Origin of the sequence: Actinokineospora auranticolor, from assembly GCF_002934265.1 — a bacterium.
GTDB classification, from domain to species: Bacteria; Actinomycetota; Actinomycetes; order Mycobacteriales; family Pseudonocardiaceae; genus Actinokineospora; species Actinokineospora auranticolor.
This window is the reverse complement of record NZ_PTIX01000010.1, coordinates 175,269-190,303: the sequence shown is the minus strand read 5'-3', so window position 1 is coordinate 190,303 and position 15,035 is coordinate 175,269. Positions and strand designations below refer to the sequence as shown.

Annotated in this window: 10 protein-coding genes; 7 read left to right on the top strand and 3 right to left on the bottom strand. The window is 72.8% G+C overall.

Annotation, left to right across the window (positions count from 1 at the left end; translation table 11 throughout):
• Positions 1–199: 199 nt before the first annotated feature.
• Together CLV40_RS19775 and CLV40_RS19770 are read right to left on the bottom strand one after the other, a co-directional pair.
• Positions 200–889 carry a response regulator transcription factor gene (locus CLV40_RS19775; RefSeq protein WP_104480430.1) on the bottom strand — a complete coding sequence of 230 codons (690 nt, stop codon included), beginning with the start codon at positions 887–889 and terminating at the stop codon, positions 200–202.
• A 16-nt stretch (positions 890–905) separates the two neighbouring features.
• Positions 906–2,579, bottom strand: a complete 1,674-nt coding sequence (locus CLV40_RS19770; protein ID WP_104480429.1) for a PAS domain-containing sensor histidine kinase — start codon at positions 2,577–2,579, stop codon at positions 906–908.
• A 200-nt stretch (positions 2,580–2,779) separates the two neighbouring features.
• On the opposite strand from CLV40_RS19770, the gene CLV40_RS19765 reads away from it, so the two are divergent.
• Together CLV40_RS19765 and CLV40_RS19760 are read left to right on the top strand one after the other, a co-directional pair.
• A complete protein-coding gene (locus CLV40_RS19765; RefSeq protein WP_104480428.1) occupies positions 2,780–4,558 on the top strand; it encodes a PAS domain-containing sensor histidine kinase in 1,779 nt (592 codons plus the stop codon).
• Positions 4,559–4,668: 110 nt separating this feature from the next.
• Positions 4,669–5,343 (top strand): PP2C family protein-serine/threonine phosphatase, encoded by a 675-nt coding sequence (locus CLV40_RS19760; protein ID WP_104480530.1) that lies wholly within the window; start codon positions 4,669–4,671, stop codon positions 5,341–5,343.
• Between the two features lie 349 nt (positions 5,344–5,692).
• Here the strand turns inward: CLV40_RS19760 and CLV40_RS19755 are convergent, their stop codons facing one another.
• Positions 5,693–6,820 (bottom strand): LLM class flavin-dependent oxidoreductase, encoded by a 1,128-nt coding sequence (locus CLV40_RS19755; RefSeq protein WP_104480427.1) that lies wholly within the window; start codon positions 6,818–6,820, stop codon positions 5,693–5,695.
• 231 nt (positions 6,821–7,051) lie between these two features.
• On the opposite strand from CLV40_RS19755, the gene CLV40_RS19750 reads away from it, so the two are divergent.
• The 5 genes from CLV40_RS19750 to CLV40_RS19730 all read left to right on the top strand — a co-directional run bounded on the left by CLV40_RS19750 (position 7,052) and on the right by CLV40_RS19730 (position 14,981).
• The gene (locus CLV40_RS19750) at positions 7,052–8,725 is read left to right on the top strand and encodes a sugar nucleotide-binding protein (RefSeq protein ID WP_181043601.1); all 1,674 of its coding nucleotides are present in this window, start codon (positions 7,052–7,054) and stop codon (positions 8,723–8,725) included.
• Positions 8,722–9,843 (top strand): glycosyltransferase, encoded by a 1,122-nt coding sequence (locus tag CLV40_RS19745; RefSeq protein WP_146108112.1) that lies wholly within the window; start codon positions 8,722–8,724, stop codon positions 9,841–9,843. The genes CLV40_RS19750 and CLV40_RS19745 overlap by 4 nt, the downstream gene beginning before the upstream one ends.
• A gap of 227 nt (positions 9,844–10,070) precedes the next feature.
• On the top strand, positions 10,071–12,020 hold the full coding sequence (locus CLV40_RS19740; RefSeq protein WP_104480424.1) for a primary-amine oxidase: 1,950 nt from the start codon (positions 10,071–10,073) through the stop codon (positions 12,018–12,020).
• 421 nt (positions 12,021–12,441) lie between these two features.
• The gene (locus tag CLV40_RS19735) at positions 12,442–13,143 is read left to right on the top strand and encodes an ABC transporter ATP-binding protein (protein WP_104480423.1); all 702 of its coding nucleotides are present in this window, start codon (positions 12,442–12,444) and stop codon (positions 13,141–13,143) included.
• Between the two features lie 101 nt (positions 13,144–13,244).
• A complete protein-coding gene (locus tag CLV40_RS19730) occupies positions 13,245–14,981 on the top strand; it encodes a branched-chain amino acid ABC transporter ATP-binding protein/permease (protein WP_245931402.1) in 1,737 nt (578 codons plus the stop codon).
• Positions 14,982–15,035: the final 54 nt, after the last annotated feature.

Below are 15,035 nucleotides of genomic sequence, written 5' to 3'. Positions count from 1 at the left end.
AGAAAATGGGAATTAAACACTGCGGACGGGTGGCCCACCCGGAATCGGTCGAGCTCCGTCTATTCGCTGTATCGGCCATCCGCGTTGCTCTTTCCGGGCTGTTTCCCGACCAGCTTGGCCGGGGGTGCCGGAAAATGTGAATTGGGGCCTTAGGTGACTATTGTGCTAATTGTCGGTATTTACCGAGGGTGACGATCGCCTAGGACTTGGGCGGGTCGTAGCGGTAACCCATGCCGCGCGCGGCCTTGATGGGGGAGTCCTCCGCCGACCAGTTGAGCTTGCGGCGCAGCCGCAGCACGGCGAACTTGACCCGGTCCGCGCCGATGCCGGTCGGGTCGTCCCACACCAGCTTCAGCAGCTGCCGCGGCGAGAGCACCGCGCCCCGGTGCTGCACGAAGGTCGCCAGCAGCCGGTACTCGGTGGCGTTGACCTCGGCCTCCACCCCGCCCACGTACACCCGCCGGGACCGGTGGTCCATGCGCACCAGGCCGTCGTCGTAGACCTCGCTCTGCGCGCTGCCGCCCGACTGCTCGGTGCGCCGCAGGATCGCCTCGATCCTGGCCAGCAGCTCCACCGTGGAGAACGGCTTGGTCAGGTAGTCGTCCGCGCCGCCCTTCAGGCCGCGGACCTTGTCCTGCTCCATGCCGTGCGCGGTCAGCAGCAGCACCGGCACGTCGGAGACGTCCCGGATGCGCTCCAGCACCGCCCAGCCGTCGATCACCGGCAGGCCGATGTCGAGCAGCACCAGGGTGGGCTTGTAGTCGTGCAGCGCGCGCAGACCCTGCTTCCCGTCGGGGGCCACGGTCACCTCGTGGCCCGCCTTCTCCAGGATCACCCGCAGCGCGAGGGCGATGTCGGGTTCGTCCTCGACGACCAGCACCGAGCTCATGTGTGTCCTCCCCGACTCATGCCTGCGCACCGCGCAGCGGCAGCGTGATGCGCACCGTGGTCCCCTCGTCCTCCGTGCTCTCGATGGTCATCGAGCCCAGATGCACCGCGACGATCTCCTTGCAGATCGACAGCCCCAGTCCGCTGCCCGGGATCCCGGCCTCACCCGCGTTGGACGCGCGGGTGAAGGCCTCGAACAGGCCGGGCAGCTCCTCGGCGGGCACGCCGATGCCGGTGTCCGCGACGGCGATCGTCCACGCCGCGGCGTCGGAGTGCGCGGAGACCCGGACCGAACCACCCGCCGGGGTGAACTTGAGCGCGTTGTTGATCACGTTGTCCAGCACCTGGGTCAGCCGGGCCGGGTCGCCGGTGATGACCGGGCCGGGCAGCACCGCGCAGGTGATGGTGATCCGCTCCCGGGCGGCCAGCGCGGTGTGGTTCTCGGTGGCCTTGGTGACCAGGTCGGCGATGTCCACCTCGGCGAACGACATGGACAGCTGGTTGGTCTCCAGGCGCGACAGCAGCAGCAGGTCGTCGACCAGCCGCAGCAACCGGGCGGCGTTGCGGTTGATCACCTCCAGGTGCGCGGACTGGTGCTTGGTCAGCGGTTCGGAGCTGTCCGCGAGCATCTCGCCGAAGGCCAGCACGGCGGTCAGCGGGGTGCGCAGCTCGTGCGAGACCGTGGCCACGAACCGGCCCTTGAGCGCCGCGGCCTCCTCCAGCGCCCGGTTGGTCTCCTCCAGCTCGCTGCGGGCCAGCGACTCGCGGGTGATGTCGCGGAAGTACCAGAGCGTGCCCGCGGCGTGGTCCGCGCGCAGCGGCACGATGTCCACCGTGGCCGTGCGCCCGCCCGCCAGCGCCAGCCGCACCGCGCGGTGGGTGAGCCCGGAGACGACCATCCGCTCCAGCATGTCCCAGGCCGCCGTCGGGTCGGCGCACTCGGCGGCCACCAGCTCCACCAGGTCGGTCACCGTCGCGCCGGTCATGTCGCGGTCCGGGTGGAACAGCCGGACGAACGCCGCGTTGTCCATCAGCACCTGGTGGCCGTCGTCGACGACCACGCCACCCGCCAGGTGCAGCACCAGTTCGCGCAGCCGGGCCCGCTCCAGCGCCACCGCGGCCTCCGCGGCCCGCCGCTCGGTGACGTTGTGCGCGTGCGCGACCACGGCGTTGATGCCCGCGATGTCCATCAGGTTGATCATCGACACGGCCAGCACCAGCCACCGCCCGTCGGCGTGCCTGACCCGGGCGTCGAGCTCGATCTGGTTGCCGGGCAACGCCATCAGCGCGCCGAAGGCCCGCTGCAGCGGCGCCAGGTCGTGCGGGTGGATCAGCTCGCGGAAGCGGCTGACCACCACGGTGCCCAGCGGGTAGCCCAGCACGTCGCGCACCGCCTCCGGCGCGGCGACCATGGTGCCGTCGGAGCTGACCGTGACCACCAGGGCGCGGTCGGCCACCGGGTGGTTGCCCAGCCGGGGCTGCGGGACCGCGGCGTCGCGGTCGCCGAAGGCGCGCACCAGCGCGATGACCGAGCGCAGCACCGCCGCGTCGTCCGCGCCCAGCCCGCCTCTCGCGGCTTCGTCCAACAGGGACGCGACCTGCTCCGGGTCGTCTTTGGACAGCAGGCGCGCGGCCTCGTCGAGCAGGCCCGCGAGCGCGGGCCGAGCTCGCTGACCTGCCTGGTCCGTCATCAGTTCACTCCACTGGCGGTACGGGGCGTCCCCGGCGCCACACTACGAGCGCACCCGCCGACCGCGCGCGGATCCGGTCCACTCGGGACGTTTTTCACCCCAACGAGTGGCCGGTGGTAGCGAATGCGGTGCGGAACGGTTGTCGCTGCCGGGGTCCGGGTGGACGCGTTCGCCACACTGGATCACGACGAGGAGGACACATGCCCGACCCGAACGCGGTTCCCCGCTGGGACTGCGCGGCAGCGGTGCGCGCGGTGAGCTGGGCCGACCGGTCCGGACAAGCCGTGCCCGTCGCGGTGGCGCTGTTGCGGGGGCTGCCCGGTGTGGTCGAGGCGGTCGTCGGCGCGCCCGTCGACGGCGCGGCGGTGGTCATCCCGCTGCGGACCGGTGACGCGCTGTCGGTGTGCTGCGACGGCGAGCCGGACCCGCGGCTGGCGCCGCTGGTCGACACCGTCGCCGCCACCCTGGACGCGAGCCGCGCCGACGGCGGCGCGGTCGACTTCCGGGACGCGGTGCTGTCCCAGTCGCCCAGCTTCATCGCGCTGTTCGCCCCGGACGGCGGGCTGCGCTGGGGCAACATGACGCACTGGCCGGACGGCACGGTGGTGCGCTACGACGAGACGAACACGTCGGCCATCTCGGGCATGGTCCACCCGGACGACCAGCGCACGCTGCTGTCGCTGATGTCCTCGCTGCACGAGCGCGAGCCCGGCGGCCACGACCGGCACACCGCCCGCGTGCGGCTGCCGGAGGACCGGTGGATGGTCATGGACATCGACATCTTCGACCGCTACGACGACCCGCTGATCGGCGGCCTGATCGCCTACGGCCGCGACGTGACCGACCTGCACGAGACCGAGAGCACCCTGCGGCTGATCGCCACCCAGCTCAAGATCCTGGTGGACTCGCTGGAGGTCGGCGTGCTGCTGCAGGACGCCGACCGGGTCCTGCTGATCGCCAACACCGCCGCCACCGCGCTGCTGGACCTGCGCAAGCCGCCCGCCGAGCTGGCCGGGCTGAGCTGGGAGGACATCCACCGGCTGCGCGGCCTGCCGCCCGCGTACTACACCGAGCTCGACGACCTGGCCCGCCGCTGCATGGCCGACGGCGTGCCGGTGCGGGGCGCGATGGTGGGGCTGGGGCCGCACAAGGTCGTGGAGCTGGACTTCGTGCCGGTGCGGGTGGGGAAGCTGCGGCTGGGCGCGCTGTGGGTGATGCGCGACGTCACCGAGCAGGTGGAGCTGCAGGCCGCGCTGGTGCGCCGCAACGAGGAGCTGTCCCGGCTGGCGGCGCTGAAGACGGAGTTCATCGCGACGGTGTCGCACGAGCTGCGCACGCCGCTGACCACGCTGACGTCGCTGACCCCGATGCTGGCCGACGGCGCGGGGGACCGGGTCCTCGGCCAGGCCGTGCAGCGCAACGTCAACCGGCTCGCGACGCTGGTGGAGACGCTGCTGTTCCTGGCCGGGCTGGAGTCGCACAGCCGGAGCCTGGTGATCACCCACACCCGGATGGAGACCCTGGTGCTGGAGCAGATCGCCATCCTGGCCAGCCACGCGGCGGCGCGGTCGGTGGTGGTCGCGCACCGGCCGCCGCCCACCGTCACGGTGCTCACGGGGGACCGGGACCTGCTGGCCAGGATGATCCACCACGTGGTGGCCGCGGCGATCGGCAGCTCGCCGCCGTCGACCACGGTGCGGGTCACCTCCCACGTCGACGCGGAGCGGTGGTCGCTGGACGTGACCGACGAGAACCCGCTGCCGGTGGCCGCGAGCCGGATGTTCACCACGATGCCGGACGGCGGCAGCGGCGCGGAGGGCGACCCGCTGATCGGCTCCGGCCTCGGCCTGACCCTGGCCAGGGCGATCGCCGAGCGGCACGGCGGGGGGATCACGTTCACCCGCTCGGCCGCGGGCGGCACGACGATCCGGATCGAGCTGCCCCTGGTGGGCCTGGCGGCGGAGGCGACCCCAATCTAGCCCGCCGGTCCGCATTCTCAAAGGGAGGGGTCAGCGGACCCACAGGGTTTCCACAGGCTCCGGGCCGACCCTGGTTCGGGTAGGCAGCGGACCTGGAGGAGGCGGTGGTCATGGCGGACACCCGTATCTGGCACGTGGCGGGCACCCTCGGCCACCGCCACGTCAACGCCGACGCGGCGGCCTCCCGGCGGACCCCCGACGGCGAGATGACCTTCGCGCTGGCCGACGGCATCGGCGACGACCCCACTGCCGCCCGCGCGGCCCGGGTCGCCGCCGCCACGGCCGTGTTGGCGGGGGGCACCCCGCGCGAGGCCGTCCTGGCCGCGCGCGACGCCGTCCGCACCCTGGCCGCGGGCGACTGCGTCCTCGTCGTGGCCCAGTCGACCCCGGACGGCTTCCGGATCGCGTGGGCGGGCGACACCCGCGCCTACACCTGGGACGGCCGCACCCTCACCCAGCTGACCGCGGACCACACCGTCGGCCAGTACTTCCGCGACCGGGGCGTGCAGGTCGCGCCGCGGCTGGACGCGGTGGTGACCTCCAGCGTCCGCACGGCGGGGGAGAGCGGCGCCGTCGGCCAGGTCGACCACTACCGCCCGGCCACCCTCCTGCTGACCACCGACGGCATCCACAAGCGCCTCGACGCCGCGCGGATCGCGGAGATCCTGGGCACGGCGACCAACCCGGCCGCGGCCCTGGTCCGCGCCGCGGAGAACGGCAGCGACAACGCGACCGCGATCGTGGTGGAGCTGTCGACACCCACGGTCGAGCTGATCGCGGCCTGACCGGGGGTTCGCCTGCCCCGGTTCACCGCGGTCCGCGAACCAGGCAGCTCCGCCTTGACATCGCCGCCGCACGACCCCGCCCACCCCGGTGGGCATGCCTCCGGCCCCCGGTGTCAATTCTACCGAGCAGGACCGACAGTCCCGGCGAAAGACGATCAAGCCTGTGGACAACCAGGGCGGCGGTTCCGCACTGCGAGAACGGATCCACGATCGAGTGGCGATCCGGCCGAGTTGTGCACAGCCGCCATGATCGGCTCAGCGGAATCGTCGGTACCCGCCACTAGGCCGGATACCGGGGGCCGGAGGCATGCTCCCCGATTCGGCCGGCACCGATTCGGCCGGCCCCGCCTCAGCCCGCCCACTCCTTCGCCAGCAGCTCGAACGACCGCACCCGGTCCTCGTGCCCATGGGTGATCGTCGTGACCATGAGCTCGTCCGCCCCCGTCACCCGCCGCAGGGTGTCGAGTCGCTCCGCGACATCTCCTGGCGTCCCGACGAACTGCGTCTCCACGCGGTCCACGACCAAGGACCGCTGCTCGTCGGTCCACTCGAACGCCGCCGCCTCCGCCACCGACGGGAACGGGATCGCTCCCGCACCGCTGCGGATGCTCAACACCCAGCGCGCGTAGGGGGACGCCAACTCCTGGGCCGTGGCCGCGTCCTCCGCCACCACGACGTCCGCCGACACCATCACGTACGGCTCCGCCAAGTCCGCCGACGGCTTGAACGCCGCGCGGTACCCCTCCACCGCCTCCAGCACCGACGTCGGGCTCACGTGGTAGTTCGCGGTGAACGGCAGCCCCAGTTCTCCGGCCGCCCGCGCACTGGCCCCCGCGCTCGACCCCAGTACCCACACCCGGGCGCCCGACCCCTCGGCGGCGGGTGCCCGGTAGTGCCGCCCGTCCGGGTCGGAGTACCCGTCCCCGAGGTAGTCCAGGATCTGCCGCACCTGGTCGACGTACTCCCCGGCCCCCTCGTGCACCCCCACCAGCCGCTGCTGGGTGTCGAGGCGGGCGATCACGTCCGGTTCGCTCAGCGCCGACTTCGGCTTGCCCGGGATCAGCAGCCCGTCCACGACGCGACCCGGTTCGACGGGGCCCGAGGCGCGGTCGAACCGGGCGGCGATGTCCGCGGCGCGGACCAGACCGGAGCGGCCCAGGCCCAGGTCGACCCGGTCCGGGTGGGCCAGGGCGATCGTGCCGAACTGCTCGGCGACCGACAGCGGCGAGTAGTAGCCCAGCAGCACGGCGCCCGACCCCACCCGGATCCGGTCGGTCGCCCCGGCGATCAGCGCGGCCAGCACCGCGGGCGACGCGGCCGCCACGCCCGGCGCGAAGTGGTGCTCGGCGACCCAGTACCGGTGGTACCCGAACCGCTCCGCGGCCCGCGCGAGGTCGAGGGTGGCGCGGATCGCGTCCCGGTTGGTCCGACCGGACACCACCGGTGCCAAGTCCAAAATAGACAGTGGGGTCGGCATGGGAGCCCCCTCCTCGACTGCGCCCGACGGGGTACTCGGCCGACGCTACCCGGGCGACGAGGGTTGTCCGGGATGTGGGAAGGGCGGAATAAGCGGACCGGGCGCGCGGTTCGCCCCCGGTCACGAAATGCGTGCGGCGCAGGGGATGCGGGCGCGGCGTGTACCCGATCGGCGCAGTATCGGCGGTCCGGGCGCGCGCGATTTCCAGACGGGGTGGTGATGGAGGGGGCGATGCTGGTGTCCGGTTCCGCGCAGCGCTGGTTGGTCACGGGGGCCTGCGGCCAACTCGGGGCGCACGTCACGGACCGACTCGCCAGGACCGGCGCGCGCGTCCTCGGCGTCGCCCGCCGCCCCTGCCGTGCGGCGCACGGCGCGACGGTCACCCTCGACCTGCGCCGACACCACGACCTGGCCGCGCTCCTGCGCCGCTACCGGCCGACCCACATCGCCCACCTGGCCGCGGTTTCCGCGCCGGGCGCGGTGGCCCGCGACCCCGGGCTGGGCTGGGCGCTCAACGCCGAGACCGCCGAGCGGCTGGCCGAGTACGCCCACCGCGAGCGCGCCTGGTTGCTCTACCCGTCAAGCGATTTCGTCTGGGACGGAACCGCGCGCAGGCGTTACCGGGAGTCCGATCGGCCGAACGGGGACACCGCGTACGCGTGGACCAAGGTCGGTGGTGAGCGGGCCGTCTTGCAGCGCGACGCCGGTGTGGTCGCTCGTTTCTCGTTGTTGCACGGTGATCCGTTGTGCCCGAGGGAAACCACCTGGACCCGCCTGGCCGCCGCCCTCAAGCGCGGCGATGAGATACCCGTCTGCGTCGACGAGTTCCGCACACCGCTGACGCTCACCGACGCCGCCGACACCGTCATCGGCCTGGGGCGACGACGAGCCCGCGGTGTCGTGCACGTCGCGGGGCCGGAAGTGCTGACCGCCAAGGACGTCGTGGCGCGGATGGCCGAACGCCTCGGCGTGGAGCCGAACCTGCGCACCGTCGGGCGCCACGAACTCCCCGGCGGCCACGACCGCCCGCGCAACATGGCGATGGCCACCGAGGTCCTCGCCCGCCGCTGGCCCGACCTGCTCCCCGGACCGCTGCGCGCCCGCGCACCCTTCGGCGTGGTGATCCCGGTCTACCGCGGCGCCGACGTGCTCGCCAGGAGCATCCGATCCCTTGCCGCGCAAACGTTTGATGGCGACCTGCACGTCGTGCTCACGGTCAACGACGGCGACGGCGCCACCCTCCGCGCCGCGCACGACCTGGCCCCCGAGCTGCGCGCCGCCGGTGCCCGCTGCGTCGCCATCGCCGCGCCCGCGGGCCGGGTCCCCGCCATCGAGGCCGCAGAAGCCTTGCTGCCCAACGGTCCCCGGCTCTACCTCGACCAGGACGCCGTGCTCTCCCCGGGTTCGCTGAGCGGGCTGGAGGCCGCGCTCGCCCCGGGGACCGGCGTCCACTTCGCGGTACCGGCGGTCCGCATCGCGGAAACCCGCAGCGTGGCGACCCGCGCCTACTACCGCGCCTGGCGGGCCCTGCCGTACGTGCGCCAGTCCCCGGTCACCATGGGCGCCTACGCGGTCTCCGCGGCGGGCCGGGCCAGGTGGGGGCGCTTCGCGGCGGTCCGCTCGGACGACAAGTGGGTGCGCTGGCACTTCGCCCCACCCGAGCGCGTGGTGCTCGCCGACGACTCCTACGAGGTGATCGTGCCGCAGGGCGTGCGGGAACTGGTCCGCGCGCGGCGGCGCTACCAGCGCGGCAACGACGAACTCGACGGCATGGCCATGGCGCACGGCGACGGCGACCGCAGGCTCCGCGGCGCGGCGGGCGCGCTGGTGCGCAGCCCGGCCGCCGCCGCGGTGTTCCTGACCGTGCACGCCGCCGCCGCGGTGTCCGGGAGGTGGGGCAGGTGAACCTGTACGCGGGCAGCGGCGCGCCGCTGGACGTCGTGGTGCCCGCGCGCGACGAGGGCGCGCTGGTGGGGGCGTGCGTGCGCGGGGTCCTCGCGGGCGCGGAGGAGGTCGACGTCCGGGTGCTCGTGGTCGCCAACGGCTGCTCGGACGACACCGCGGAGCGGGCGCGGGCCGCGGGTGCCGAGGTCTTCGAGACACCGGTCCCGGGCAAGGCGGCGGCGCTGAACGCGGGTCTGCGGCGGTGCCGCGAGGAGTCCGCGGTGGTGTTCCTCGACGCGGACACCGTGCTCACCCCCGGCACCACCCGGGCGCTGTCGATGGCCCTGGACACCCCGCTGCCGCGCCTGGTCTCGCCCCGGCCGCTGCTGGTCCGCCCGACCGGGCTGCTGGCCCGCGGCTACTCGGAGGTGTGGTCGCGGCTGCCCGGTGTGACCGACGACGTGGTCGGCGCGGGCTGCTACGCGGTCAGCGCGGCGGGCCGGGCGCGCTGGTCGGTTTTCCCGCCCCTGGTCGCCGACGACGCCTACGTGCGCATGCTGTTCCAGCGCCACGAGCGCGAGGTGCTGAGCGAGGGCGCCTTCCTGCTCGTGCTCCCCGAGGGGCGGGAACTGGTGCGCGTGGTGCGGCGCTGGCGCGACGGCAACGCGGCCCTGCCCGACTCGCCGTCGGTGAGCACCGGCGGCAACCTGCGCGCGGTCGTCCGCAGCCCCCGGCTGTGGCCGTACCTCCCGGCCTTCGCGGGCGTGCTGGCCATGTCCCGGCTGCGCAAACCGGACCTCGCCTGGGCCAGGGCGGAGAAGGTCCGCGAGGTCGGCAGACCGGCGCCCGGCTACACCCTGGTGGTCGACCCCGAGGTGGAGGCCGCCGCGGACGCCCGCGCCCAACTCGCCGCGCTGGCCGCCCGCTTCCCCGACGCCCGGCTCTACGGCGCCGCCCTGGGCGGGCCGATCCGGCGCGGCACCCCGATCGGTGTCGCGCTGGTCGACACGCTGCTGTGGCGCAACGCGGGCAAGCCCGCCACGGTGGCCCAGCTCTTCACGCGCGCGAGCGGCCCGGGCGTCACCCCGATGATCACCCCGCTGGCCCGGTTCCGGTTCACCGGCCGCCGCGGCTGCTGAGCGCGACTACTCATCGCGACGGAGACCGGTGCTGGACTTACCCGGTGGTGATGGTGTTTCCTTCCGCCAGGGCGGGCGGGAGCCCACAACCCGCCGCCGACCTGCTTGACCCCGGGTGCCCACCCGTTGCCCCACGGCGCACGGGTGGGTGACGGTTCCCTGCGGGTCAACCGCTGTACGTCCCGTGGCAAGACCGGGTCCCGGGGTGGGGGCGGATACTCGCGCACATGACGGCGACGACACCCCAGGTCCGGCACCCCCTGGACCAACTGTCCGGCGAGGAGATCGCCCGCACCCGGCAGGTGCTGGTCGAGGCGGGCCGGGTGGGCGAGACCACCCGCTTCCCCAGCGTGCTGCTGCTGGACCCGCCCAAGGCGGAGGTCCGCGCGTGGTCGGACGGGCAGCCGTTCAGCCGCCGCGTGGTCGCGGTGGTGCTCGACATCGCGACCGGCGCGGCCGCCGAGGCGTTCGTCGACCTGGTCGCGGGCGAGCTGACCGAGTGGCGCGAGCTGGGTGCCGAGCAGGGCCAGCCCGCCGTGCTGTTCGAGGAGTACGACCGCAGCGCCGACCTGGTCCGCGCCGACCCGCGCTGGCAGGCCGCGCTGCGCAGGCGCGGCGTCGAGGACCTGTCGCTGGCCTTCGTCGGCCCGCTGTCGCCCGGGCACTTCGACTACCCGGACGAGAAGGGCCGCCGCGTTCTCCGCGCGTTGACCTTCCTGCGCGACCACGTCGACGACAGCCCGTGGGCGCACCCGGTCGAGGGCCTGCTGGCCAAGGTCGACCTGATCACCGGTGAGGTCATCTCGGTCGACGACGTCGGCGACGTCCCGGTGCCCGCCGAGCACGGCAACTTCGACGCCGCGCACGTCGGCACCGCGCGCACCACGCTCAAGCCCATCGAGATCACCCAGCCCGAGGGCGTCAGCTTCACCGTCGACGGCGGCGAGGTCTCCTGGGAGGGCTGGCGCTTCCGGGTCGGCTTCAACGCCCGCGAGGGCCTGACCCTGCACCGCGTCGAGTTCGCCGAGAACGGCGGCGAGTACCGCCCCATCGCGAACCGGGCATCGATGGCGGAAATGGTCGTCCCCTACGGCGACCCGGCCCCGTGGCGCTACTGGATTTCGTACTTCGACGCAGGCGAATACCTGCTCGGCAAGAACGCGAACACCCTGAAGCTGGGCTGCGACTGCCTCGGCGTAATCCACTACTTCGACGCCGTGGTCGCCGACGACAACTGCAACCCGGTGACGATCCCGCAGGCCATCTGCATGCACGAAGAGGACTACGGCATCCTCTGGAAGCACACCAACATCCTCACCGGTGCCGTCGAGGTCCGCCGTTCCCGGCGCCTGGTGGTCTCCTTCTTCTCCACCATCGGCAACTACGACTACGGCTTCTTCTGGTACTTCTACCTGGACGGCACGATCCAGTTGGAGGCCAAGGCCACCGGTGTCGTGTTCTGCGGCTCCGCCGAGCCCGGCACCACCTCGCCGTACGCCGCGGAGATCGCCCCCGGCCTGATGGCCCCGGTGCACCAGCACCTGTTCTGCGCCCGGCTGGACATGGAGGTCGGCGGCGAGCGCAATACCGTCGACGAGGTCGACGTGGTCGGCATCCCGACCGGCCCGCAGAACCCGCACGGCAACGCCTTCACCACCACGACCACGCCGCTGGCCAGCGAGTCGCAGGCCCAGCGGGTGGCCGACGCGACCAAGGGCCGCAGCTGGATCATCCGCAGCGCCGACAGCACCAACCGGCTCGGCAAGCCGCGCGCCTACCAGCTGATGCCGCACGTCGGCCCGACGCTGCTGGCCCAGCCCGACGCCACGGTGTCCGCGCGCGCCGCGTTCGCCACCAAGCACCTGTGGGTCACCAAGCACACCGACGAGCAGCGCTACCCGGCGGGCGACTTCCCGAACCAGCACCCCGGCGGCGCGGGCCTGCCCGAGTGGACCAAGGCCGACCGCGACCTGGTGGACGAGGACGTCGTGCTCTGGCACGTCTTCGGCCCCACGCACGTGCCGCGGCCGGAGGACTGGCCGGTCATGCCGGTGGACTACAGCGGCTTCACGCTGCGCCCGCACGGCTTCTGCGACCGCAACCCGGCCCTGGACCTGCCCGACGGCGCCAAGGGCTGCGCGCACTGCCCGCCCGGCCAGTGCGGCTGCGGCCACTGACCCCACCCACGCGGCCCGTGACGGCCGTGTGACAACCGAGAACACGACAGCGGTGCCCGTTCGGACAGGTGGTCCGAGCGGGCACCGCTGTTATATTATGACCCCGGAGTTCTTCCCGGTGAAGCTTTCTGCTAAAGCAGGTTCACCGGGGGGCATATCACCGGTAGAGTGCACAGACGTCCGCCCCGCGAACCGCGGCGCGCGCACCAAATGGTTACCGAACTCGCGAAATAGCGACGGGAACGTTACCCATACTAGACATTCGGCGGGTCCGAGTTCGCGTGCAATCGCACGACCGCCGCCGGACTGTCCACAACTCCCGCCGTTTTTCGGTATTTCTACGGACACCGTGGCCCACCCCACAGGGCAGGCTGTTCGCCACACCGCCACCCCCCGTTATCCCCAAGGATGGTGTTTCCCTGTGAGTGTTCTGTCCATTGAGGACGTCTCCGTCGAGCGGTCGGGCCTGCCGATCGTGCGCGGCGCGACGGTCTCGGTCGCTGCGGGCGAGGTGACCGTCCTGCTCGGCGCCAACGGCGCGGGCAAGACGACGCTGCTCGAAGGCGTCTCGGGGGCCATCCCGATCGCGTCGGGGGCGATCCGCCTCGGGGGGACGCGGATCGAGAAGCTGCGGGCGTGGCGGCGGGCCCGCGCCGGGCTCGCGCACGTCGAGCAGGACCGCACCGTGTTCCGCGACCTGTCCACTGAGGACAACCTGCGCGCGGCCTGCCGCGAGGGCGACACCATCGACGAGGTGCTGGACCTGTTCCCGGAGCTGCGCAAGCAGATCTCCGCCCCGGCCGGCCTGCTCTCCGGCGGCGAGCAGCAGATGCTGGTGGTCGGCCGGGCGCTGCTCGGGCGGCCCAAGGTCCTGCTGGTCGACGAGATGTCGCTGGGGCTGGCGCCGATCGTGGTCGAGCGGTTGGCCCGCGCCGTGCGCCACCTCGCCGACACCGGCGTCGGCGTGCTGCTGGTCGAGCAGTTCGCCACCCTCGCGCTGCGCATCGCCAACCGCGCCTACGTCATGGCCCGCGGCGAGATGGTCTACGCGGGGGCGCCCAGGGCGCTGCTCGGCGACGAGGCCCTGCTGCGCGCGCTGTACCTCGGCGACACCCACCGCTGACCCCCACAACTTCCCATCCCGCGACTGGAGTCCTGAGACAAGTGGACAGGCAAGTGGACACTGCGCGTAAGAGCCGACCGCACTCCCGGTCGCGTGGCGGCGTGAGCGGCGTCCTGGCCGCCGCCGGACCCCTGGGCAAGCCGTTGCCGCTGGGCATCGTGGTCGGCGCGATCGCCGTCGCCGTGCTCTCCGCGGTCTCGGACAGCTCCACGCTGTTCAACCTGACCAGCGCCGCGGTCGCGGTCGTGTTCATGCAGAGCTACGGCCTGATCACCGGTCGGGCCGGGGTCATCTCCCTGTGCCAGCTCTCCTTCGCCGCGATCGGCGCCTGGGTGGTCGGCTGGGCCAACACCGCGGACGTCCCCGGCGGCCTCTACGTGTGGCTGCTGCTGGGCGGTCTGGCCGCGGTCGTGGCGGGTCTGCTCATCGGCCTGCCCGCGCTGCGCCTGCGCGGGGTCAACCTGGCGGTCGCCACGTTCGCCTTCGCCATCGCGCTCGACGTCGTGTTCGGCGGCCTGAACTACCCGGGCCAGGACTCCGGCGACTACGTGCAGCGGCCCGACCTGTTCGACACCGACCAGGCGTACTTCGTCTTCTGCGCCATCGTCGCGGGCCTCATCTTCGTCGGCCTCTACTTCCTCGACCGCAGCCGCCTCGGCGGCGCGCTGGTGGAGATCCGGCACTCGGAGCGGGCCGCCGCCGCGCACGGCATCAGCGTCACCCGGGGCAAGCTCGCCGCGTTCGCGCTCAGCGCGTTCGTCGCCGGTATCGGCGGCGGTCTGATGGCCGGGCAGCTGTCGGTGGTCAGCGCGGCCAACTTCTCCGCCATCGCCTCGGTGTCGATGTTCGCCATCGCCCTGTTCGTCGGCACCAACAACGCCGAGGGCGCCATCGCGGGCGGCCTGCTCGGCGCGTTCATGCCGGTGATCATCGACAGCATCGGCATCCCGCAGGACCTCGCCGCGCTGCTGTTCGGCGTCGGCGCCGTGCAGGTGCTGCGCCTGGGCATGAGCCAGACCGACCTGGTGCGCACCCAGTACCGGCGCAAGCAGGCCGCCAAGGTACCGCCGATCGCGGCGCCGCCGGTGTCGGTGTTCCCCCGGCCCAAGCCGGTCCGGCAGCCGCGCAAGGGCCCGCCCGCGCTCGAGGTCCGCAACCTGCGCGTGCAGTTCGGCAACCTGGTCGCCGTCGACGACGTCAACCTGGTCCTGCCCCGCGGCCAGATCGTCGGCCTGGTCGGCCCGAACGGCGCGGGCAAGTCCACGCTGATCAACACCGTCACCGGCTTCACCAGCCGCTACACCGGCAAGGTCCTGCTCGACGGCAAGGGCATCGACCACCTGCCCGCCCACCAGCGCGCCCGCGCGGGCGTGCGCCGCTCGTTCCAGCAGCTGCGCGTGCCGACCTCCATCTCGGTCGGCATGTTCCTTCAGGTCGCCGCGGGCAAGACGCTCACCGACCGGGAGACCGACGAGCAGCTGCGGCTCTTCGGCCTCCCACCCGCCGCCACGCCCATGGAAGCCGTGGACGTGGCCACCCGACGTTTGCTGGAAGTGGCGGGCCTCGCGGCCGGCCGCCCGCCGGTCCTGCTCCTGGACGAACCGGCGGCGGGCCACTCCAGTGACGAAACCCGTTTGCTCGTCGAACGCATCACGGAGATCCCGGAACGCTTCGACACCTCGCTCCTGCTCGTCGAACACGACATCGAGCTGGTCCGAGCGACCTGTGACCAGGTCGTGGTGCTCGACTTCGGTCGAGTCATCGCCTCGGGCCCGCCCGCGCGGGTGCTGTCCGACCCGGCCGTCATCGCGGCCTACCTCGGCGACGCGACGCACTGATCAACGCATATGCACGACTCCTCGACGCAAATCCCCGCCATTCCCTGGAGTAGT